Origin of the sequence: Paenibacillus sp. HGF5 (genome assembly GCF_000204455.1) — a bacterium.
Taxonomy (GTDB): domain Bacteria; phylum Bacillota; class Bacilli; order Paenibacillales; family Paenibacillaceae; genus Paenibacillus_AQ; species Paenibacillus_AQ lautus_A.
The window spans coordinates 1-24,545 of record NZ_AEXS01000018.1 but is presented as its reverse complement, the minus strand read 5'-3'; the positions used below and the strand labels follow the sequence as shown (position 1 = coordinate 24,545).

General features: G+C 53.0%; 14 protein-coding genes. 11 read left to right on the top strand and 3 right to left on the bottom strand.

All coding sequences use genetic code 11. The features are described from left to right. The first annotated feature begins 130 nt into the window (after positions 1 to 130). From HMPREF9412_RS02530 to HMPREF9412_RS02505, 6 genes are all read left to right on the top strand, one after another. Entirely contained in the window at positions 131 to 2,440 is a 2,310-nt protein-coding gene (locus HMPREF9412_RS02530; RefSeq protein ID WP_009589731.1) for a helix-turn-helix domain-containing protein, read from the top strand. A 190-nt stretch (positions 2,441 to 2,630) separates the two neighbouring features. Beyond that, positions 2,631 to 3,551, top strand: coding sequence for an ABC transporter permease (locus HMPREF9412_RS02525; RefSeq protein WP_009589751.1), 921 nt, complete (start codon positions 2,631 to 2,633; stop codon positions 3,549 to 3,551). A gap of 12 nt (positions 3,552 to 3,563) precedes the next feature. Then, a complete protein-coding gene (locus HMPREF9412_RS02520; protein WP_009589738.1) occupies positions 3,564 to 4,424 on the top strand; it encodes a carbohydrate ABC transporter permease in 861 nt (286 codons plus the stop codon). A 60-nt stretch (positions 4,425 to 4,484) separates the two neighbouring features. Then, a complete protein-coding gene (locus HMPREF9412_RS02515; protein ID WP_009589730.1) occupies positions 4,485 to 6,035 on the top strand; it encodes an ABC transporter substrate-binding protein in 1,551 nt (516 codons plus the stop codon). Between the two features lie 29 nt (positions 6,036 to 6,064). After that, positions 6,065 to 7,120, top strand: coding sequence for an amidohydrolase family protein (locus HMPREF9412_RS02510; protein ID WP_009589714.1), 1,056 nt, complete (start codon positions 6,065 to 6,067; stop codon positions 7,118 to 7,120). Between the two features lie 477 nt (positions 7,121 to 7,597). Further along, positions 7,598 to 7,957 carry a Rieske (2Fe-2S) protein gene (locus HMPREF9412_RS02505; protein ID WP_009589727.1) on the top strand — a complete coding sequence of 120 codons (360 nt, stop codon included), beginning with the start codon at positions 7,598 to 7,600 and terminating at the stop codon, positions 7,955 to 7,957. 979 nt (positions 7,958 to 8,936) lie between these two features. Here HMPREF9412_RS02505 and HMPREF9412_RS02500 read toward each other — a convergent pair. From HMPREF9412_RS02500 to HMPREF9412_RS02490, 3 genes are read right to left on the bottom strand one after another with little or no spacing between them, the layout of a single operon-like run. Beyond that, positions 8,937 to 9,479, bottom strand: coding sequence for a chromate transporter (locus tag HMPREF9412_RS02500; RefSeq protein WP_009589696.1), 543 nt, complete (start codon positions 9,477 to 9,479; stop codon positions 8,937 to 8,939). Further along, positions 9,479 to 10,048, bottom strand: coding sequence for a chromate transporter (locus HMPREF9412_RS02495; RefSeq protein WP_009589734.1), 570 nt, complete (start codon positions 10,046 to 10,048; stop codon positions 9,479 to 9,481). Before HMPREF9412_RS02495 ends, HMPREF9412_RS02500 begins: the two co-directional genes overlap by 1 nt. A gap of 52 nt (positions 10,049 to 10,100) precedes the next feature. Continuing rightward, positions 10,101 to 10,583 (bottom strand): Lrp/AsnC family transcriptional regulator, encoded by a 483-nt coding sequence (locus HMPREF9412_RS02490; protein WP_009589721.1) that lies wholly within the window; start codon positions 10,581 to 10,583, stop codon positions 10,101 to 10,103. Between the two features lie 501 nt (positions 10,584 to 11,084). Here HMPREF9412_RS02490 and HMPREF9412_RS02485 point away from each other — a divergent pair. The 5 genes from HMPREF9412_RS02485 (at position 11,085) to HMPREF9412_RS02465 (ending at position 24,499) form a co-directional block, all read left to right on the top strand. After that, positions 11,085 to 12,128: a CapA family protein gene (locus tag HMPREF9412_RS02485; protein ID WP_009589743.1), complete on the top strand. Its 1,044-nt coding sequence runs from the start codon at positions 11,085 to 11,087 to the stop codon at positions 12,126 to 12,128. Positions 12,129 to 12,606: 478 nt separating this feature from the next. Next, positions 12,607 to 18,672 carry a phosphodiester glycosidase family protein gene (locus tag HMPREF9412_RS02480; protein ID WP_036671083.1) on the top strand — a complete coding sequence of 2,022 codons (6,066 nt, stop codon included), beginning with the start codon at positions 12,607 to 12,609 and terminating at the stop codon, positions 18,670 to 18,672. A gap of 166 nt (positions 18,673 to 18,838) precedes the next feature. Next, the gene (locus tag HMPREF9412_RS02475) at positions 18,839 to 19,165 is read left to right on the top strand and encodes an antibiotic biosynthesis monooxygenase family protein (RefSeq protein ID WP_009589747.1); all 327 of its coding nucleotides are present in this window, start codon (positions 18,839 to 18,841) and stop codon (positions 19,163 to 19,165) included. 37 nt (positions 19,166 to 19,202) lie between these two features. Further along, entirely contained in the window at positions 19,203 to 20,198 is a 996-nt protein-coding gene (locus HMPREF9412_RS02470) for a Gfo/Idh/MocA family protein (protein ID WP_009589758.1), read from the top strand. Positions 20,199 to 20,401: 203 nt separating this feature from the next. Further along, the gene (locus tag HMPREF9412_RS02465) at positions 20,402 to 24,499 is read left to right on the top strand and encodes an S-layer homology domain-containing protein (protein ID WP_009589725.1); all 4,098 of its coding nucleotides are present in this window, start codon (positions 20,402 to 20,404) and stop codon (positions 24,497 to 24,499) included. The last annotated feature ends 46 nt before the right edge of the window (positions 24,500 to 24,545 follow it).

Below are 24,545 nucleotides of genomic sequence, written 5' to 3'. Positions count from 1 at the left end.
ACGAATACTATTCCACTGCAAGCTCGATCCATCTCCCTTATGCGGCGAATATTATAACTTACATCAAAATATAGTAAACGTAAATGCAAGCCCTGTTACTTGCAATTTTAAATACAAAGGGGGGACATTCATGAAGCGAAGGACACCGCCTGACCGCTTGGCTGAGCCGGGGGCCGCCGATACTCCGCCTCCCAGAAGGCACACCCTGTTTTGGAGAATGTTCGCGAACTATTTTCTCCTTATTCTCATCCCCGTCATTGTCGCTTCGGTTCTTGCTCAGGTGCTTGTCGTTCGCATCATCGAAAAGGATGCCGAGCGTTTTAACCAAGTGGTGATGAACCGGTTCTCCGAGCAGACGGATGCCGAGCTTCAATCGCTAAAGACAAGCATGATTAATATCCTGAGCACATCCAGGTTACGGAGCGTGCTGCTCGCTCCCATGTCTTCGTCGCCGGAAAGCCAGCACCTTCCGGAGCTGCTTCATTCCCTGCGGGAGCAGCTGCAGCAGCTGGAATCGGATGAATTGGTCGAGAAGGCTTATTATTATTTTGTCCATCAGGATTTAATGATCGATGCCGAAACCTATACGAATAAAGCGTATTATTTCCGTTCCCGCTATCCCTTGGATCTGAACCGCCGCCACCAGCTGGAAGCCGAATTATCCGGCAAGAAAATGATGGATTTCATGGATACCCCCGCTTCCGTGACGGCTTCCATAAGTTACCCGTTCAATACCGCCGCCCCTGAAGTTTATCTCCTGGTCGAAGTGAAGCGAGACAAGCTTGAGGAGCGGATTCATATTCCGGAGAGCTGGGTCACGGGCACGGCCATTGTGGATGAAACTGCCCAAGTGATCGCACGGACCGGTCTGACCGAGCAGGACCAGTACGCCCTGCAGCAGCGAATACGCACGGATGGTTTCACTTCGCAGTTTACGATATCGGACAAGATGGGGCTCTCCTTCATGGCCTCCGGCTTCAACGAGTCCTGGCATTATATCAGCATGGTTGATCTAGGCACATTGATGAAGCCGGTCCATATTACCCGTTTAATCTGCTGGTTGTTCCTCCTGTTCTTCCTCGTTGTCGGCGCGTTCGCCTCGTATTATTTAAGCCGTCGCTTGTACCGGCCGATTCGGGAGATCAAGGATGGCTTGAGGATGCACCATGCTCCGAATGAAGAGGGCCGTTACGAAGGCAACGAGTTTGACGTCATCAAACGCTACTCCCAGTTCATCATGACCGAGAATAAAGAGCTGTACCAGATGGTTAACGGGATGCTGCCGATCGTGCAGGAGCAGTTTTTCACGAAAATCCTGCTGGGGCAATACCGGGATGCCTTATCGATTGAGTACTACGCCAAGGAGATTGAGTTTGCTTACAGCCATAAGGCGGTGAGAACCGTCCTATGCATCTCTTTCCACTATGAGCGGTCGTTTTATGATTCGACTTCGGAATCCGCCAAGATCTTTCTGCTGACGGAGCTGAAGGACAAGATTCACCGGCTGGCGCCCGGCATGGTCTGGATCTGCCAGACGAGGCCGGATTTGATGGCTTGCGTCATCCAGCATGATCACGTCATGGAGGGTTATCCGGAACGAATAGCGGAGCAGATCAGGCATGTTTTTCTGGAATACGGCGTCTATTATAAAGCGACGATCGGGATCGGCAGAACCGTTCATGCCATCGAAGAGCTGCATCAGTCCTATGAGCATGCGCTTGCCATGCTGAATTACCGGGGGCTGCATTCCACGGTGGAGATTTGCGGCAGTCTTCCTTCAAGGGAGCTGCAGCAATGGGACTCTTTCCTGTCCGTACAGGAGGTCCAGCGGATCCACAACCAATGCAAAACCCGGGAGTATGACAAGCTGCTCCATTCCGTGCTGGATCTGCTGGAGGAAGGGAAGCGCAAGGATGCGGCAGCCGTGCAGATGAAATATCTGCTCGCCGATGTGCTCAACACCTGGATTCGGGCGGTGGAGTCGGAGCGCAATGAATTGAACGTTCCCTATTATTCCGGTCTGTTCGAGCGAATGAATCGCTGCATGACTTGGGACGAGCTGACCCAATGCTTCCAGGACATTCATGGCTTTCTGTTCCGGAAGCCGGCCTCCAGCAGCCGCAGCCAACAATTTATGGAGATATTGGAGTACATTCACGAGCACTACGATCAAGAGCTGTCGATCGAGCATTTTGCCGGCATGATGAATATGTCCATCGGGCATTTCAGTCGAACCTTCAAGGAAGAGGTCGGCGAGAAGTACGTGGAATATATTGCGAAGTACCGGCTGATGAAGGCAAAGCAATTTTTGCTTGAAACGGATTTGAAAATAGACGAAATCGCCGAAAAGGTGGGGTATTGGGGGAGGAATTCCTTGATTCGGGCTTTCCGCCGATATGAAGGCATAACGCCTGCCAAATACCGGAGTTCCCATCAGTAGGAAAGAAGAGACTGCATTATTTTCTGAAGTCTCTTTTTTTGCATGGAACAGGCCGAAAGCCTTGCCCCACAGGCATTGCAAAACATGCGTCTTACGGAAAAGATGTTTGCTTTACGCGAAGGAGGCACGGCTCGTATAGTGGGGACAACAACAAACGAATGTAAATGCTTTCAATCGGAGGTGGGGATTATTGGCGCAGCTATCACGGATCGGCTACGTTCTGAAAAAGCATAAAGCGTTGTACTTGCTGATGCTGCCCGGCATCTTATACTACTTGATATTCAAGTACGCGCCGATGTACGGCATCATCATCGCCTTCCAGGACTATTCGATCGGCCGGGGCATTTTGGGAAGCAAATTTGTGGGACTGAAGCATTTCATTGAATTTTTCTATGTCACCCCCGATGCATGGAAGCTGATCCGCAACACGATCATGCTGAATGTGTACGATCTTCTGTTTCATTTTCCGGCGCCGGTCATTCTGGCGATCCTGTTCCATGAGCTGAAGAGCAAATGGTTCAAACGTTTCGTGCAAAACATCAGCTACATGCCGCATTTCCTGTCGACCGTCGTGATCGCTGGCATTCTCGTCACCTTCCTGTCTCCGACAACGGGCGTGGTGAACCATCTGCTCGTCAAGCTGTTCGGGCTCGAGCCGATCATGTTTCTCGGCATGCCCGAGTGGTTCCGGACGGTGTACGTGGGCTCCGAAATATGGCAGAAGGTCGGGTGGGGGACCATTCTCTACCTGGCTGCGATTGCCGGCATCGATCCGACGCTGTACGAGGCGGCCAAAATGGACGGGGCCAATCGGTGGCAGCAGGTCCGGCATATTACGTTCATCGGCATGGTGCCTGTCATGATTATTCTGTTCGTGCTGTCGCTCGGTAATTTCATGGAGGCCAGCTTCGAGAAAATCCTCTTGATTTACAACACGATGAATTACGAAACCGCGGATGTCATTAATACCTTTGTGTACCGGCGGGGCATCCTGGACGCCGATTTCAGCTTCGCGACCGCGGTAGGCCTGTTCCAGTCGGCGATTGGCTTCATTCTGGTCGTTGCGGCCAATCGGGTCGTACGCAAATATTCGGAGACCAGCCTGTGGTAAGGGAGGTGCGCGATGAAAAAGCAGGAAAGCTTCGCTTCGAAGCTGTTTGACGTATGCAATGTATTGTTCATGATTGTGCTGATCATGGTAATGGCCTATCCGATGGTGTACGTATTCTCGGCTTCCATCAGCAACAATGCCATGGTCGCGAGCGGCGCGGTGCTGCTATGGCCGAAGAAGATTACGCTGATCGCTTACGAACAGCTCATCTATAACCCCGATCTCTGGGTGAGTTACTGGAATACGATCCGGTACACGTTCCTGCATACGTTGCTGACGCTGATTGCGACCTCGGCGATGGCGTATCCGCTGGCGAAGCGGTGGCTGCCCGGCCGAAGAGTGATTCTGCTCATGGCAGCGTTCACGCTTCTCTTCAGCGGGGGCATGATTCCGACCTTCCTGATCGTTCAGAAGCTGGGGATGCTGGACACGATCTGGGCGATCGTCCTTCCGTCGCTGATCAGCACGTGGTACCTGTTCATTATGCGGACATTCTTCGAGGCGCTGCCGGAGGAGCTTGAGGACGCGGCTGCCATCGACGGGTGCGGGTCCATGCAGATTCTGGTACGGATCGTGCTGCCGCTATCCGTGCCGGTGATGGTCACGATCGGCCTGTTCACGGCGGTGAATCAATGGAATTCCTTCTTCAGCGCTTTGATCTATTTGAATGACCGGGAGATGTATCCGCTGCAAATCATGATGCGCAACATCCTGATCGCCGGTACGAACGTGCAGGGCGAAGGGGACTTGACGCATCTGGAAACGCTGAAATACGCCATGATCATGATCGGGACGCTGCCGATCCTGTGCGTTTATCCGTTTATCCAAAAATATTTTGTACAGGGCACGATGATTGGCGGCATTAAGGGGTAGTCATGGATTTCACGGGAATCCATCTCTATACGATGTGACGATAAAAAAGGAGGTTATGGAATGCGGCAAAAGGGGTTCAGAACTGCGCTTGCCATGATCCTGCTCTGCGCGATGCTGGTTACGGGCTGCACCGGCGGAGGCAAGGACGACTCGGGGACGTTAAGCCCTGACAAACCGGTTACTTTTTCATGGCTCGTATACGACCGGGTGGAGGGCAAGGTTCGGGATGACTGGGAGATTTTCAAAGAGATCGAGGCCAAGACGGGCGTCAAAGTGAAGTTCCAGATCGTAAGCCAGGAAGGGCTTGAGGAGAAGAGGCAGATCATGATTGCCACGAATACCGCCACGGATTTTATCCAGGTGCCGACGCAGGACGGCAGGGAGCATGGGCCGGAGAAGGTGTTCCTGAATCTCAATGATTATTTGGATCGGGCACCGAATCTGAAGGCCTTTTACGAGAAATATCCGGAAGCCAAGGCGCTGGCAACGGGCACGGACGGAGGCTTGTATACCGTACCTGTCCTGGAAGGGGATGCGGAAGGCAAGGGCTTCAACTTTATCTGGTATGCCCGCAAGGACATCATGGATCAGCACGGGATACAGGCGCCAACCACCGTGGATGAATTTTATCAATATCTGAAAACGTTGAAAGAAAAGGTGCCGGGCTCCTATCCGCTCATATCGAACGCGATCGTAGGCGACACGGGGCTGTATACGACCTTCGGGCGTATCTTTACCGGCATCAGCGGTTTCTACAACCTGGATCCAACCACGGATCAATACGCATTCGCGCCGTATCATGAGAATTATCAGGATATGCTGGTGTACCTGAATAAGCTGTATGCGGAAAAATTGCTGGATCCGGAATTCTCGCTGCTGACGCAAGCGCAGTGGGAGGAGCGCATCCTGACGGGCAAATCCTTGGTGACGTTTTTCTGGAAGGCGGATCTGGAATCCCTGGTCGCCAAGGCGAGGGGGGCCGGGACGGCGGAGTATGAGCTGGACGCGATTCCTTCTTTTGCTGCCGAAGGCATCAAAAACTATCAGTTCTCCCGTCCGGTCGTGGGCACCGTCGGCCGAGCGATATCGGCCAAAGTGAAGGATAAGGAGCGTGCCGTCCAATTCCTCGATTATTTGGTCAGCGAAGAGGGAACGAATTATCTGTCCTTAGGAATCGAAGGCAAAACGTATACGATGGAGGACGGCAAAGCGGTATATAACAAGGAGTTCGGCGAGTCTCCGTTTAATGCGCTGCGCAAGGACTGGGGCGTATGGTATGACCTGATCACGCTGAACAACGCCAAATCCCGTGAAGTGTGGGAGCGCGGGTTAAGCGAGAAGAGCAAGGATATCAATGCAAGGTATGAGCAGTATATCGTCCCTGCACCGAAGCAGATCGTCAAGACGGAAGAGGAGCTGGAGCTTGAGAAATCGAAGCTGAACAATCTGAACAAATTCCTCGAACAGAAGGTAACGGAGTTCGTAACCGGCAAAACGCCGATCAACGATTCCACTTATCAGCAATTTATCGATCAAGCGAAGAAACTCGGCTCCGACGAACTCCTTGCCATGTATAACACCGCGTATACGCGCACATACGGCGGCAAGTAATTCCTTATGGAGATGGGAGGAATTAAGCAATGGACGATACCAAAATCATCGATGTCGACGTTCATAACGAGCAGGACGACAGGGCGCTGCTGCCATATCTGCAGGAGCCCTGGCGCTCCCGTGTAGCGGCATCCGGCATCGGATATGCAGGCTCAGGGTATTACTCGCCGATCGGCGTGATGAAAAAAGACTCGATCCCTCCGGGTGGAGGCAAGGCCGGCTCCGATCCCGATTATATGATCAAGCAGCTGATCGAAGGCTACAATCTGGACTATGCCGTATTGACGGGAGTCGTCTATAATATCTCCTCCACGCATGATCCGGATTATGCAGCGGCGATATGCTCGGCTTATAACGATTATCTGATCGCCGAGTGGCTTGGCAAGCATAAAGCTTTTAAGGGAGCCATGGCGGTAGCTACCCAGGACCCGCTGCTGGCGGCACGCGAGATCGATAGGATCGGCGGCCATCCGGATATCGTAGAGGTGATGATCTCCAGTGCGGCAAGGTCGCCGCTGGGACAGCGCCACTATCACCCGATCTACGAAGCGGCGGCGCGTAACGGCCTACCGGTCGGGATCCATCCGGGAGCGGAAGGCGGCGGGAGCTCGACGGCTCCCACCGCGGCCGGCTACCCGTCACGCTACATCGAATGGCACACCTGCCTCTCCCAGATGTTCATGGCGCATCTGGTGAGCATGGTGTGCGAGGGCGTGTTCGTGAAGTATCCGAACCTCAAGGTCGTTCTGGTTGAAGGCGGAGTAGCCTGGCTGCCGGGCCTGATGTGGAGGCTGGACAAAAATTACAAGGCACTGCGCGCAACCGTGCCCTGGCTGACGAGAATGCCGAGCGAGTACATCCGGGATCACTGCTACTTATCGACGCAGCCGATCGAGGAGCCGGATAATCCGCAGCATCTCATCGATCTCTTCAATATGATCGATGCCGAGAACATGCTGCTCTATTCCAGCGATTACCCGCATTGGGACTTCGACTCGCCGGGCCATGTCCTGCGGGGCCTGAAACCGGAAGCGCGGCGGAAGATCTTTTATGAGAATGCGAAGCAGCTGTATCGGCTGGATTGAGGGAATGGATGATGTCTGGGAGTTGTGGATGGAAGCGGGTTTGGATTAATGGAAAGCATACTCATGAACGAATCAGGTTTGCATGGTCGAGGGTGCATTGGATGGACGAAGCAGGCATGCATGTTCGAGGGGGGCTTGCATAATCGAATCAGGCTTGCATAACTGAAGCTGGTCAACGATGAATGTACAACAAAATGGATTAGCTCTGTGTATGAGTAACTTCCATAGCTCAACGATTTGGCTACTATTTGAATGGAACAAAGCAAAGTTGAAGTGATTATTTGGACTAATAAATATAACGATGTGGACTGGTAAGTGTCGTAACTCGATTTACGGGAAGTTATGGGGATTTGACTAGGTAACTAGGTTACTCTGGATGAATCTCCACAGGTGAATGCAAACTCATTCAATAAACTGGGCACGGGGGAAAAACCATTAGATCCAATGAACAGGGGTTGAAGTCAAGGAGGTGCATGCATGGCGGTACATTACGTGCTGGCGGAGGAGGACGTTCCAGAGGGTGAGCACAAAGTCGTCAACATCGAGGGACGCGAAATCGGCATCTATCGGGTCAACGGAGAGTACCATGCGATACTCAACTACTGCCCGCATCAAGGAGCGCCGATCTGCGCAGGACTGGTCTCCGGTACGACGCTGCCCTCGGAGGTATACGATTACGAATACGGCCGGGCAGGCGAGATCGTCCGATGTCCCTGGCACGGCTGGGAATTCGACCTGCAGACCGGCAAGTCGCTGTTCAGCGACCGGATCCGGGTGAAGAAATACAAGGTGGAGATTCATGAGGGCAAGATCGGTGTGGTAATGGGGAGGAAATAGGCGGGTGGTTGAAAGAATGCCATATGGAGCAGCGAGATTCACCTAAAGCAAATGATCACGACGGCATCGGATATCAGATGTGATGGGAGGCTGCGGGCAGCTCGTTGGGAAGCTGGGGGAACTCCAGGCACTTTTTGTGCCGTCGGACATAACCGGATGTTTTGCATTTCGCTAATGGGGTGCAGGGATATAACGGGAGTCGCTAATTTCGCTGGTGGGGCACGGGGATATAACGGGGTGTCGCCATTTCGTTGAAGGGACGCAGGGATGTAACGAGTCATCGCCAGTTCATTGATGGACGCTGGGCTATAACGCGGAATGGCGTCATTTCATGGATAAGCACAGGGATATAATCGGATGTTTGGCATGGCATTTCACTGGTGAACACGGAGATATAATGGGACATCCCCGTTCACTGATGGACGCCGGGCTATAACCGGATCCCACCATTTCGTCGTCTACTCCTTGGCTAAGTCGTGCCCTGTCGCCATGATTGGGGGTTACTTAACGGGAAAACGCAGGTTTCATCGCAGATCAGTAGCGCTCAAGAGACTAATGTCAGCTTTTAACGGACCGTAGATCCGTTATTAGAGGTAATAACGCGATTATTTACCATCTTCCGGACTCCAGATCCGCTATTGTGTGGATTAAGGGTACAAAAACCGAGTAAGACGGCAAATAAGGTCCTCTGAGTCCGCTCCCCCCGACAAAAGTGCTGTTTTTCGAGAAATAAGGTATTCTGAGTCCGTTAGGGAGCCAAGGCCCTCACGACCAAGGAGCAAGTGGAGTTTGGACATATGGAATGATATTGCGATCCATTGACAGACGTCCGGTTCACAGGTGAATTTCTGCTCATTCCCCAGTTCTCTGCTCGTGGGGAAATGAAAAAGAGCGAGGATTGGGGGGCACGCCCCTCAAACTCGCTCTTTTAGTCATGCCGATATTTCTCGGCAGGGATAGTGTTTTCTACTATAACACCTCATACCACCTGCGACAGCACCAAGCCCCCGTAAGCGAACGCGGCCAGGATCACCAACGCCGGGTGGATTTTGCGGATATTCATCGCCCAGAAGGCGACGGCGGCAATGCCGAGGGATTGCAGGAGGCCGATGGAGATGACGGAGCTTTTGCCGATCTGCCAGGTCAGGGTCAGCATCATGATCGCGATGACCGGCTGAACCAGCAGGGTCATGCCTTTGACCACGGGCGACGTGCGGTATTTTTGCAGCAGATTCAGCAGCCAGATGAGCGCTACCGCGGAAGGGATGACCGTCGCCGCGAGGGCGAGGGTCATGCCCATCCAGCCGGATACGCCGTACCCGACAAAAGCGGCGATTTTGGTGGCAATCGGCCCGGGAAGCGCGTTGCCAAGTGCAAGCATGTTGGAGAATTCCGGGTCGGTCAGCCAGCCGTGATTCGTGACGATTTCCTTATACATGAGCGGGATCGAAGCAGGGCCGCCGCCATAGCCGAGCACGTTGGAGACAAAAAAGCTGATCAGCAGCTGAAGCCATTCTTCCATTAGGCGGACCCCTCCTTATCCCGTCTTTGTTTTTTGAGTTTGGCTACGGTTCTAAAATGCACGGTGCCATAGGCAAGGAACAGCATAATGACGAGGGCCGGATGGATCTGGATGCTTTCCAGCAGGAGAAACGACACTACAAAAAATCCGATCCCGGCGTAAATGCCAAGTCCCTTCACGGCCTTCTCGCCGAATTCGTAAGCCATCGTGCCCAGCATGACCGCAATGACCGGCGTAACGCCGGCAATCATGCCCGCCACGATTTTGGAGCTGCTGAGGAACGTCACCGCCGACAGCAGCGCGATCATCGCGATGCAGGTCGGGAGGATATGCGCAAGAACCGAGACCACCGCGCCTAGCACCCCTTTTTCCCGGTAACCGAGATAGGCGGCCATCTTCGTGGCGATCGGACCCGGGAGCGCATTGGCCAGAGCCAGCACCTCTCCGAATTCATCGTCGCTGAGCCAGCCGTAACGAACGACGGCCTCATGCCGGAGCAGCGGAATGACGGAGGGACCGCCGCCATAACCAAGTATGCCGGTTCGGAACATGCCGAACGTTAATTCCATGTATGGATTGCTATTTTTATCATCCAAGGGTAGGAGTCCTTTCTGTCAAAAATCAGAGTCTGATGCCCATTCGGCTTTTATAGCGCTTGATTAGAATCTGTGTGTCCACGCTGGTTATGCCCGGAAGCGGGTAAAGCTTCTCGTTTAAAAACATTTCCATTTCCTTATGATCGGCAAACAAGCCGTGCATATGCAGTTTGCTGGGACCGGTCATATGATACAGGCTGGTGACATATGGCTCGTTCTCCAGTGTGTCCGCCACCTGCTGCAAATATTTGGGCTCAACCTCCACATTGAAAAAAGCGGACACCGAAATCCCCACTTTCTCCGGATTAATGACGGCCGCGAAGCGCTCAATGACGCCGTCATCAATCAGGGCATTGACCCTGGCCTGCGCGGCCACGCGGGACAAACCGATCTCCTTGGCCAAATCCGTGTACGAGATTCGCCCGTTTTTTCCGAGAATTGCAATGATTTTGCGGTCCGTATCATCAATCATGGGGGTTGAGTTCTCGCCCGCAGCGTGAATATTCATGGATTGCAGCTCCTTTAGTTTTACTTATATGTAAGACTAACCTCGTGTGAATATTACAAAACGTAATTAAAATTAAAGATACACTTACGATACGTTTAAATATATAAGTTCTTTACATTGTTTTCAATATGATTTGCAAAATTTGAAACTTTTTCTCCGCATTTTAAGTCTAAGACTATGGATAGAAAAAGATAGATTTGAATGATTTGAATGTTGACATGCCTCAATGGAGAAGGCGGAATGATTCTGGAGAAGCGAAGCGGTCCCCTTTGACCCTGGATTTTCACCACTTGTAATCCGTTTGAAAATAATCTTGTTGCAACAGAGATCGGAAGAATAATCCGCATGCGTAGTGCTGAAAGGGCTACTGGTTAGAAACCATTACATAATTCTATTAAATGGTTCCTTTTATATAATTACCCTTTTATATCAATTTATGATAGGATAAACGAGGTGAATAACTAGCTTCTCAGGATTTTTATTTGGAAAGGCGGCATGGATATGAAAAGATTATTTTGCCTCATTCTGGTTATCGTTATGCTGATCCCGGCCAGCATCGTTTCGGCAGCAGGGACAACCGCTCAAGCCAACAAGTCGAAGGATAAACCGATAAATCTCGTGTTTGCAGGTGACATTTTGTTAGACGGATATGTGGGAAGCCAGATCGATAGATTCGGTAACCTATATCCTTTTAAGAAGGTAGCCCCCATCTTGAAAAAGGCGGATATGGCGTTTGCCAATCTGGAGACGCCGGTCTCCATTCGTGGCAAGGCTGCGGATAAAACCTTTGCTTTTCGTTCGAAGCCGGACACGCTCAAGGGCCTGGTATACGCGGGAATCGACGGCGTCACGCTGGCGAACAACCACATCCTGGACTATGGCCAGCAGGCCATGCTGGACACGATCACGCATCTGAAACGCCAGAAGATCGGGTATACGGGTGCCGGGCGAAATATAGACGAGGCCTTCGAGCCTTACGTGCAGAACATTAACGGGAAGAAAGTCGCGGTGCTGGGCGTCAGCCGGGTGCTGTCGGGCAATTCCTGGATTGCGGGCAAGAACCACCCGGGTGCTGCCTCCGCCTACACGATGGAGCCTATGCTGACCCATATTAAGAAGTCGGCCAAAACCAACGATTATACGATCGTATACATCCATTGGAACCAGGAATTCGCCGACTATCCGGAAGAATATGCGCGCACGATGGCCAAGAAGATGATTGACGCCGGGGCCGACATCATTATCGGATCGCACAGCCATACGTTGATGGGCATCGAATATTACAAGAACAAGCCGATTTATTATTCGCTTGGCAACTTTGTGTTCAACCGCTCCACCCGGGGCGGAGACAAAACCTTGCTGTCGATGATGGTGCATGTCGAGATTCAGGGCTCCAAGATCACGAGCCGAATTACGCCTGTGAAGATTCTTCAAGGTCAGCCGAATCTGATGGACAAGAAGTATAATAAAGAGATCATCGCGAAACTGAACAAACTCTCCTTCAATGCAAAAATTGATGCCAACGGCAACGTCAGCAAAAAATAATAGGGAATCTTGAAAACAACTGCGGCTATAAGCTGCGGTTGTTTTTTTTGCGCTTTTTGGAAGCTCGCCGTAAAAATAAGTCGGAAACTGGCGGCGAGGCGTTTGTTTTCATTCCCCGCATTCGACAAAAGCTGCGCTTACGCCGCCCATCCGGAAATTCCTGCCGAAAAAATAAAATAAAATTTTACAAAATGTATTGTAATTTAAAATAAAATTTCAATATGATGAAGGGAAGAAGACGGGTTAATTTCGTTCGTCGGAAGCGGTAAATACGAATTGGCAGCATACTTTTTTGCAGCCCTTCCAGCTAATGACTGAATGTAAAGCCGATACCGGCAGAGTTAACTCGGTCTTAACACAGATTGGAGGTGGAGTTAACAAGCGAGCGCTATACTCCCGAGTAGGTCTTACGTTCATGAGCGGACTTACAACCGAGAGGAACCAGAGTCCAAGCATAGAGAAGGAGGAATTCATGTACATGTTAAGGAGCAAAAAGAGAATATCATCGCTGCTCAGCGGTGTGATGTTTCTATCGCTGCTGTTTCCCGCAGGACAAGCTGCTGCTGCCGACCCAGCGGCTGCCGCTGCATCGGTCATTGATATGCGGCAGATGGAGATCGGGCCGGGGGCTACATACACGTGGGCGAATATGCAAAAAGGCAGCGGCGAGCAGAAGGTCCATATGGTGGAATTTGATCCATCGCAAGGAAATCTGGAGCTTCAGCCGGGTCTCACCGATGGCAAGGTATACGGCATGCAGGGAGTCAGCAAAATGGCGTCGGATGCCGACAAGACAGGCAATCGCGTCATCGCGGCGGTGAACGGAGATTTCTACGATATGTCCACCGGCATTCCGCTCGGATTGTTCATGGGGGACGGAGAGCTGTTGACGGATCCGCCCAGCGGCAGGAACGCCTTTGGCATTAAACAGGACGGAACGAGCCTGTACGGCAGTCCGAAATTAACGAAAAACGTGACGATAGGCGGAAACACCAGCAGCCTGTCCTCCATCAACCGTCTAAGAGGGACGGACGCACTTGTTCTTTATACCGAAAAATTCAATGCCACCACGATGACCAATAATCTGGGAGACGAAGTGATTCTGGATATCGTGAGCGGCAGGGTCGCCAGCGGGGAGACCTTGACGATGAAGGTGGTCTCTGTTGTTAAGGATCAGGGGAATTCGCCGATCGCCCAAGGTCAAGTGGTATTGTCCGCTTCGGGCTCGCAGCGGAGCAAGCTTGCCGGGCTGAAGGCAGGGGATGAAGTGACGGCGGGTTTTCAGCTGGATAACGAGTGGCAGGACGTCAAGATGGCTATTGGCGGTACCGTAATGCTGGTCAAGGATGGCGTCGTACAGCAGCATACCGATCCGGCTGTACACCCGAGAACGGTGGTGGGCACCAAAGCGGACGGCTCCGTTGTGCTGTTCGAGGTTGATGGCCGCCAGCCGGGGTTCAGTGAAGGGCTTAACTACATCGAGCTTGGCGAAATGCTGCAGGAGCTTGGTGTAGTGAACGCACTAAATCTGGACGGAGGCGGTTCGGCCACCTTCGTTGCCCGCCTGTCGGGAGAAACGGAGCGCAAGGTGCTCAACTCGCCGTCGGACGGCGGGGAACGCAAAACGGCCAACGGCATTTTGCTGGTGAACAAGGCGCCTGAAGGAGCAGCGAATAAACTTGTTGTGGCGCCCACGCTGGAAAGAGTGCTGACCGGTTCATCCGCTACCTTCAAAACGGCGGCCGTGGATCAGAATCTGCATCCGGCGAAAATGACGGAGGCCGCGGTTTGGGGCGTTGACCCAGCCTATGGGACGATCGACGCCAGCGGTACGTTTACGGCAGGCAACCAACCTGGATTGACCGAGGTATCCGTACAATCCGGTAATCTGACGGGTAAAGCCGCATTGGAAGTCGTTGATGAGCTGACTGAGCTCAAGTTCTCCGACGCCGTGAAGACCTTCTCCTCCGGCTCGACCGAGATGCTCAAGGTCACGGCGCTTCGCAATGGTCAAGTGGTACAGGCCGACAATAGCCGTTTGGAGTGGCGTACCGAAGGCGATATCGGGACGATTGACGGCAATGGAACGTTTGCCGCTACGGATAAGCAGGACGTCAGCGGCAAAATCTTCGTGAAGTACGGTCAAATCGAGACCTCAATCGAAGTGAACGTCGGGCTTCCACCGGTGATGCTCGAGGATTTCGAGAATGGCCTCAGCCGCTATAAACCAAGCGCAGGTGCGCGGTTCAAGTCGACCAAGGTATCCATTGAAACCGATGAGACCTATATTCGTTCCGGGAATGGTGCCTTGAAACTGGAGTATGATTTTACCGGAACGACAGGCACCTCCGGCGCTTATCTGGAGACGACAGGCACCGCGGACTATATCGAAATCCCTGGCTATCCCGAGAAGATCAGCATGTGGGTGTACGGGGATGGCAACACGCACTGGCTTCGTGCCCAAATTCGTGACAGTAAAGGTGCAATCGGGCTCGATTTTACCGATCAGACGGTCGGCGTCGATTTCAAGGGATGGAAGTATCTCGAAGCGACCGTGCCCAAAGGAAGAACCCTACCGCTGGTGATGGACGCACCTGTACGATATATGGAAACAAATAACGAGAAAAAAGACGCCGGAGCCATCTACGTGGACGAAATTCGCGCATTGTACGGTCCGGCCAACGACGATATCGATCCGCCGGTACTGAAGAAATTCTCGCCGGCCGACGGTGCGGAGATTACAGAGAACACGCCGACCATTACCGTGTATGCCGAGGATGCAGGCTATGATCCTGTCGCACACCCGGGAACGACGATGATCGATCCGGACAAAATCCGATTCTATCTGGATGGAAGTCCGGTGCAGCATACCCTGTATCCGCCGGAAGGAAGAATCCATTACACGCCGAGCGTTCCGCTCGCCGATGGCGTTCATCAAGCAAAAGTCACCGTCCGTGATCTGTCGGGCAACCAAACGACCAAGGAATGGAACTTCACCGTAAATACCGGCTCAGCCAAGGTGGTGTACGATACGCCGGGAACGATCTATGTTGGCGGCAGTTACACGCTGGATATCGGCGGTGTGAAGACATCCCAAATTCGCAGCGGTCATGTCGATTTCCAATTCGATCCCACCAAAGTGGAGAATCTGGAGCTCATACCGGGGGGCAAGCTGAGCCTATCCCAGGTTAGCGCGAGCATTGACGCTACGACAGGAAAGGTGAGGGTCACCTGGAAGGACATCCATACCGCATCCCTGCAGGATACGGATTGGATCGGCCAAATCCGGTACGACGTGAAAAAGAACGCAGCCGGCAGCAGCATCATAGCGCTCACGTCCGGGGCGGTATCCTTCACCGATACGGGCAATACCGAATTCTCGTTCTACGGTCTTCCGATCGAATCGCAGATCGCAACGCATTATGCGCTGAGCTGGAATGAGGAAGGAATTGTAGAGGGATACGAAACGGTGTTCGAAGTTGCCGATGCCCAAGGGCAGCCTGTTGAAGGCGTACAGATCTTGGCAGACTCGGCAGCGGTGGGAATAACGGATGCGGCGGGAATCCTGAAGACCGGGGCGCTGACGTCCCAGGTCAAGACGTATACCGTGCAGGCAGTGAAAGGAAATCAATACAGTCCGGCCTTGGAGTTTAAGGTATCGCCGCTGGCTGGAAGTCCTACTCCGTTCAACATCAGCGTGGGCATGGGCGAAGATCCAACCACGTCGCGGATGCTGAACTGGCACACGGACCCGGCGACGGAAGGGACTGTCGTGGAATTGGCCAAGCGGTCCGAATTTACGGATTTCGATGCGCCGAACGTCCAGAAGTTCAATGGTGACAGCGAGCTGTACCATACCTTGGACCTCGGCACGGTCCGCGTCCATAAAGCGACGGCGTCCGGACTTGAGCCGGGTACAGAATATGTGTACCGTGTGGGTGACGGACAAGGCCAGTATAGTGCCGAGGGCTCGTTTAAAACTACGGAGCTCGCGGGAGATACAACGAAATTCTTGTACTTTGCGGATTCCCAGGCCTCCACTGCGAAGGAGTTCGAGCTGTGGGGGAATACGATCGACAAGGCGGCAGCCGAGCATCCGGACGCCGAATTCATGGTCCATGCCGGGGATATGGTGGACAAGGGCTTCCTGGAGGAGCAGTGGAACTATTGGTTCGATGAAGCCCAGAAGCATTTCCTGAATACGACGTTAGTGTCGGCCATCGGCAACCATGAAGTGATGGGGACCAAGGAAAACGGAGACTTCCTGGCTCACTTTAACCAGCCGGGCAATGGCTTGGACAGCCTGAAAGGAACCAACTTCTCTTTTGATTACAAGGACGTTCATTTCATTATGCTGAACAGCGAGTATCAGCTGGAGGATCAGAAGAAGTGGCTTCAGCAGGATCTGGCTAATAATGATAAGAAATGGACCGTCGCGATGTTCCATCGCGGTCCATACGGCAGCATCTACGATTCCGCCGAGGTACGGAGCCTATGGGCGCCGGTGCTGGAGGAATCCGGCGTTGATCTCGTGTTAAACGGACATGATCATATTTATATTCGTTCCTACCCGATGATGAACAACCAGATTGCCGCGGACGGGAAGGGCACGACCTACGTCGTGGCGGGATCGTCAGGTCCTAAATTCTACTCCCACACGGAGCGGGGCTGGCATGAGGTGGTCGACGAAGAGAAGACTCAAATGTATGCCTCCGTGGAAGTGAAGGGAGACGAGCTTCATTTTGTAACCCAAACGGTTGGCGGACGCGTCGTGGACGAGTTTACACTGACGAAATCGGATACGAAGCCGGAGCCGCAGCGGATTGAAGTAACTCCAAACCAGCTGACGCTAGCTGTAGGCGAGAGCCAAAAGTTACTGGCTGATGTGAAGCCGAGCGGTGCGGAACGAACCGTTGTGTGGTCCGTCTACCATTCCGAACCGTCGAATGACGTCGTCAGCGTATCCGCAGACGGCATCGTGACGGCTCAAGGTCTGGGGAGCGCGGTGGTAAGAGCGACCAGCACGGCGGCACCGGATGTCTATACAGATGTGAGTATTACGGTAGACCGAATTCCAAACGGCAGCATCGAATCGATACGCCTAAGCGGCAAATCCGAGCTGAAGGTCGGGGACGCCGACCAGACGGTAACGGAGGCGGTATATACCGACGGCAGCCGTATGCGTATAATCGAAGGCATCACCTATGCGAGCAGTAAGCCGGACGTAGCTTCCATTGATGAACGGGGCTCGGTACGGGCTTTGGTAGAAGGGGCGACCGTCATTTCGGCAACCTACGAAGGGTTCAAGTCGGAATATGATTTGAAGGTAATTACCCGGGGTGGGGGTAATCCCGATCCGGGACCGGAGTCGCCGGTAACACCACCGGTAACGCCTCCGGTAACGCCGCCCGTGACACCGCCGTCATCAGGCAGCATCACCTTATCCGCCAACGAGCTTGCAGCTAAACTGTCGAACGGGCAAGTGAGCTTGTCGGTGGACGGAAACTTTACGGATATCACGCTGCCAGGGAATGCAGCAGACATACTCATGGATGGTTCAATCCATCTTGAAGCGAAGAATTTGTCCCTAACGATCCCGGCCGAAGTGCTTCGCCAGCTGGGCGGCCTTGCAGATGCCGGCCAGCTTGAGAAGGGCACGATAAAACTGAGTGCCGCCACATTAACGGAGGCCGAGATGACGCAGCGGATCGCGCAAGCTTCCCGCGTCTCCGGCGCTAAGCTGACAGCAGCCGGAGCCATGCTGGAGTTCGAGCTTAAACTGACGACTGCGGATGGCAAAGTCCACCGCTTAACCGAATTCGATCATCCGATCATGCTAGAACTGCCGTTATCTTCAGATGCTAATGGCAAAAGAATTTCCATGTACTATGTATCCGACAGCGGAGAGCTGGAGTATATCGGCGGTGTAAACAAAGACGGCCGCATGGCCGCAGGAATCCGCCATTTCAGTGCTTACGGTTTGCTGGATTACGAGAAAACCTTTGCAGATGTTCAATCCTCGTTCTGGGCTGCGGAGGTCATCGGCGATTTGGCCGCGAAGCAGCTCATCGAAGGCGTCAGCGCGGACCGCTTCGCACCGGCGCAGCAAGTGACCCGGGCAGAGTTTGCCGCGATGCTGGTTCGTCTGCTGGATCTTAAGGCAGAAGAACCTGCGCCGTTCGCCGATGTAGCTTCAGGCAAATGGTACGCCGATTCCGTGTCGGCAGCCGCCCAGTTCGGCATCGTGAACGGAACTGCCAAAGACCGTTTTGCACCGGACGCCCCGATCAAACGCCAGGAAATGGCGGCGATGCTGGTGCGCGCTTATGCCCACGCGATGAAACAGCAGCAGGAGAACATCAGCGCGGGAAGCGGTTTTGCCGATCTCGCCGAGTCCCCGGACTGGGTTCGGGAAGCGGTAGAAACCGCGCATGCCCTCGGATTTGTTCAGGGCCATACGCCTAGCCGTTTTGCACCGGAAGGTTTGACCACGCGTGCGGAAAGCGCGCAGGTCATCCATAATCTGTTGAATAAGCTGAAGTAAAGCTTAGGCGAATACCGCCTCTCTCCACTGTAGAACTTCGCAGAGGAGAGAGGCTTTTTTTTTAGGTTTAAAGTATGGCGGAAGTTCCGATATAATGATATACAGGATCAATGAACGAACGTAAGCCGAAGTTACACCTATTGAGTAACCGGAAAGGGGGAAGGGGATGACGGAATACGCGAATACGCCGAAGCCGCCTTATTATGCCTGCATTTTTGTGTCCAAACGAACGGAGGGCGACCGGGGTTACGGAGCGATGTCCGCTAAAATGGCGGAGCTCGCTGCGCAGCAGCCCGGCTATCTGGGGGTGGAATCCGCTCGGGACGAGGGTCTCGGGATCACGGTTTCGTATTGGGACTCCCTGGAGTCCATACGTTTATGGAAGGAGAACGCGGCTCATCAGGTAGCCCAGGAACGGGGCAAGAACGAGTGGTATGAAAGCTTTGGCTTGCGAATTTGCAAGGTGGAGCGGGACAGCTTCTATAAGCTTTAGGCAAGGCCAGATCATGGAGAGGAAGAGGAGGAGTTTTATGGTGCAGAATCCGGGCAAGGTCAAATGGGGAATTATGGGGACGGGATGGATTGCGGAGCAGTTTGCAGCCGATTTGGCATATGTGGACAACGCTCAGTTTCTGGCGGTCGGTTCCCGTACGGCCAGCAGTGCAGGCGAGTTTGCGTCGAAATACGATATACCGCGGGCGTATGGCAGTTACGAGGAGCTCGTATCGGATCCTGATGTCGACGTTGTGTACATAGCGACTCCGCATCCGATGCACAGGGACCATGCGCTGATGTGTCTCCAAGCAGGCAAATCCGTTCTGTGCGAAAAGCCCTTTACGATCAACGGGGATGAGCTGGAGGAGTTAGTCGCAGCAGCACGCGAGCATAAGCTGTTCCTGATGGAGGCCATGTGGACGCGTTTCCTTCCGCCGATCCGGCAGGTGCGCGAATGGCTGAAGGACGGTCTTATCGGCGACGTCCGGCTGGTGAAGGCCGATTTCGGTTTCCGGAGCGGCTGGAATCCGCAGGGCCGTTTGCTGAATTTGGAGCTCGGCGGGGGCGCGCTGCTGGATGCGGGCATTTATCCGGTGTCGTTTGCGGCCATGATCTTTGGAGCCGAGCCCGAGAAGATTTGGAGTACGGCGCATATCGGCGAGACGGGCGTAGATGAGCAGTTCTCCGTTATTCTATCCTATGAATCAGGCAAGACGGCATCGTTAAACGGGGCGATCCGGCTGGGATTGACGAATGAAGCTTATATTTATGGCACCGACGGGCATATTCACATTCCATCCTTTTTAAATGCAACAACCGCTTCGCTGCATGTTGACGGCGAGGAGCCGGTGGTTGTGACGGATGAGCGTCAAGAGAAGGGCTATAGCTTTGAGGCTTACGAAGTGGGACGATGCCTGCTGGAAGGGCGGCTGGAGAGCGATGTGATGCCGCTGGACGAGTCGCTTGCGATTATGAGGCTGCTGGATCAGATCCGGGCACAGTGGGGATTGAGGTATCCATCGGAAGGTTAAGTGATTTCGTGTTCAATGAAGCAGTGTGAGAGGAACTTCTCGCGCTGCTTTTTTTTGTTATTCAGGCAGCGCAATAAGAGTAAGTGTCAATATTTACATAAGTTTTACGCAGAGATGACAAGCCATTAATCCCCCTTTGTTATGCTGGAGCTGTTTGTAGCGGTGACACAGACCCATTTTTACATAACAAAAGGAGAGAGTAAATGATTAATCACATGTACAAAAAGCTATTATCCATTCTGTTATCGACGGCACTGGTGTTTGGATTCTTTGCAGGCACCGGTTTCCAGACGACGGCGGATGCCGCAGCGCAGGATCAACCCGATATCCTTCTGCAGCGTAACGCCGAGTGGAAGTATTTTGATCAGGGACAAGATTTAACAACCGTTTGGCGTGCCACCTACGATGATTCATCATGGGCTTCGGGATTAGCTCCATTCGGATATAAAGATAACGGAAGCGGCATTGCAACCGCGGAGTTTGGTCCGCTCAACACAGTAGTCGATTACGGTGCGGATAAAAAGCTCAAACACCGCACGACTTACTTCCGCACGAATCTTCAGGTCAACAAGGATCAAATCGACGCTTATGGACAGATTCTCGGAACGTTTGGCATTGATGACGGTGCCGTGCTCTACGTCAATGGTCATGAAATCAGACGTATGGGCATGCCTGAGGGGGAGATCACGTACCCCGCGAAAGCCACTTCCAGCAAGGACCTTCCGGTTGTGTATGGGGATATGGATCTGACGGCGCCGCTCAAAACGTACTTGCAGGACGGCAACAACGAAATTGCGGTCGAGGTTCACCAGCAGAGCGACAGCAGTTCGGATCTGTACTTTGATATGGAGCTTACCGCGTTAGCACAGGCTCCGGTGCTGGACATCTCTAAAATTACGGTAACCTTCCATGGAGATGCAACAAGCGCGAAGGGCTTTACATGGTATACGCCGCTGGGTTCCTCCCGCAGCGATGTACAAGTAGTAGAGAATCGCGGCAGTGCGCCTGATTTCAGTCAAGCGCAGGTGTATAGCGGACGGACTTCCGTCTCTTCGAACTCTCCAGGTGAACATGTTCATAAAGCGGAAGCGACAGGCTTGGCAGCAGATACCTCCTACTATTTCAGAGTTGGGGACGAGAGTCTGAATCTGTGGAGCGAGATAGGCACCTTCGAAACGGCACCTGTCAGTGGCGCCTTCTCATTCATCGACCTGACGGATACGCAAGCAAAGGAAGAAGACGAGGCGATACTGTCCGCGGCCACCTTGTCGAAGGCGCTGGCCACCATCCCCGATGCCAAATTCGTTGTCCATAACGGAGATGTCGTGGAGAACGGTACATCGGAGCAGGAATGGAACTGGCTGCTGGGCCATTCACAGTCCAGTCTTTTACATACCACGATCGCTCCTTCCGCGGGCAATCACGAGAATAAGAATAATGCTTTTTATGAGCACTTTAATGTGAAGCAGCCGGATAACGCTGCAACGGTGACAGGCGCATATTACTCTTACGACTATAGCAATGCTCACTTCATCGTGCTCAACTCCAACGAGAATTCGACCGAATATGCGAACTTCTCCACGGAGCAGGTAGCTTGGATGAAGCAGGATGTGGAGCAAGCGAAAGCTGCAGGGGCAGAATGGATTATCGTTAATATCCACAAAGGCCCTTACACCACTTCGAATCATGCTACCGACAGCGATATCATTGGCGCCAATGGCGTGCGTAAACAAATCGCGCCCCTGATGAATGAGCTTGGAATCGATATGGTGCTTCAGGGACATGACCACATCTATGCGCGCACAAAGCCGATCAAGCGTGACGGAACCGCGGAAGATGTCGCCAAAATCACCGAGACGCTGAATGGTCAGAGCATCGAATATGCGGTCAAGCCGGATGGAACGATCTACATGATTCCTGCCACCGCAGGCGCCAAGGTTTATTTCAAGAACCAGAAGCCGGAGCTGGGTGACGCGTATTTCAATTTGTTCGAGCTTGCGGAAGAGAACCACGCCCGTAAGTATGGGGACACAACCAGTTTAGCCAGAGGACATGTACAAAATTTTGTGGGCATTACAATCGACGGCGGCAAGCTGACGGCTGTCACGTACGAGATCGACCAAAATCAATACAACGCGCAGCCGTTCATTGTGGATCAATTCGGAATTATGAAGGAGACGAAACCGGATCCAGTTCAGGAAAAAGTGAGCAAAGTGACGGTTACGTTCCACGGCGATGCTACATCTTCCAAGGGTTTTACCTGGTATACGTCCCAGCAGGTGACAGGCAGCGACCTACAGGTGGTGGAGAAGTCTGCGGACGCGCCTGACTTTACGAATGGGTTATCGTTCCAAGGGCGTTCGGCTCCTTCTACCAATTCGGCGGCGGAGCTTGTGCATAAAGCAGAAGCGACAAAGCTGAAGTCCAATACGTCCTACTATTTCCGGGTAGGGGATGCGTCTCTTAACGTATGGAGCGACATCGGATCGTTCCAGACGGCGCCTGAGAGCGGAGCGTTCACGTTTATTGATCTAGCCGATACGCAGGCGAAGGAAGAGGATGAGGCCGTGCTTTCCTCCGAAACGCTTGCCAAGGCGCTCGCTACCGTTCCGGAAGCGCAATTTGTCGTCCACAATGGAGATCTCGTGGACAAGGGCGTCAAGGAAGAGCAATGGGATTGGCTGTTAGGACACTCGCAGGAAAGCTTGCTCCATACGACGCTGGCGCCTTCCGCGGGAAATCATGAGGACGAGAACTATGCTTTCATAGAGCATTTCAACGTACAGCAGCCGGAGCATTCAGCAACCGAGACCGGAGCTTATTATTCTTACGATTACAGCAACGCGCATTTTGTTGTCCTGAATTCCAATGAGGATTCGGCTGAGTTTGATAATTTCTCGCCCGAGCAAGTAGAGTGGCTTAAAAAGGACGTTCAGAAGGCGAAAAAAGCCGGGGCGGAGTGGGTGATCGTCAACATTCATAAAGGTCCTTACACCACTTCGAACCATGCAACGGACTTCGATATTATGGGAGCTAACGGCGTCCGTACCAAAATTGCTCCGTTAATGGCGGAGCTCGGCATTGATTTTGTATTGCAGGGTCATGATCACATCTATGCCCGTACCAAACCGATCAAGTCGGATGGCAGCGCGTCGGAGCCCGCGAAAATTACGGAGATGTTAAACGGCCAGAAGCTGGAATACTCCGTAAATCCGGACGGTACGATCTATTTGATTCCGGCAACCGCAGGTCCGAAGGTTTATTATAAGAACCCTAGCCCAAGTCTCGGAGAAGCTTACTACAATCTGTTCGAACTTGCAGAAGAAAATCATGCGGCCAAATACGGCCCGGATCCGAGCGATAGCCGGCGTCCGAAACGCAGCCAGGTGCAAAATTTCGTCGGCATTACGATAGATGGCGGCAAGCTGACAGCTGTTACGTATGAAATCGATCAAAACCTGAATGGAGCGCGGCCATTTATTATTGATCAATTCGGGATCGTGAAGAAGGATGCGCAAACGCCGAATCCTGATCCGGGAACTCCAGGACCGGGTACAGGGGCGCCGGATCCGGGTCCTGGGACATCCAACCCGGGATCGGGGAGCAGCCCCGGTTCAGGCATCAATCCAGGTTCCGGTTCAGGGACGGGAAGCGGATCCGGTTCCGAGAATGAAACCGATCCGGGAAGCGGATCGGGCACAGGCTCACAGCCTGGCGGCAACCCAGGCAACGGTTCAGGTAACGGTTCAGGTAACGGGAATCCGCCAGCGTTGAAAGATATTGCAGGGCACTGGGCCAAATCAGCGATCGACAAAGCTGTTGCAGCGGGCTTCGTGAACGGCTATGGCGATGGAACCTTCCGGCCGAATCAACATGTGACGCGTGCAGAATTCATCACCATGTTGGGCCGTGCATTAGGACTGAACGCGAGCGGTGCTGAGCTTACATTCACAGATGCGATGAAGATCCCTTCCTGGGCTAAGGATGCTGCAGCACAGGCGGCCCTGACCGGCATTATTAGCGGCTACAAGGATGGATCCTTCGGTCCGCATAAACCGTTATCCCGGGCAGAGCTCGTTGCTATGATTGTTCGCGCCAGCGGAATCAGCACCGATTCTGCAGCGAAGCTGAACTTTACGGATACGAAGGATATCCCGGCTTGGGCACTCCCATATATAGCGGCGGCAGTCGATGCAGGACTTGTGGGCGGTGTGGGCAATAACCGTTTCGCTCCACAGCAAGTCGCGACTCGGGCAGAAGCCGTGACGCTGATTATCGAGCTTCTTGATTATACGAAATAAAAGAATAGTTTGAAGTAGCCAATACGGGCTTTACCCGTATTGGCTT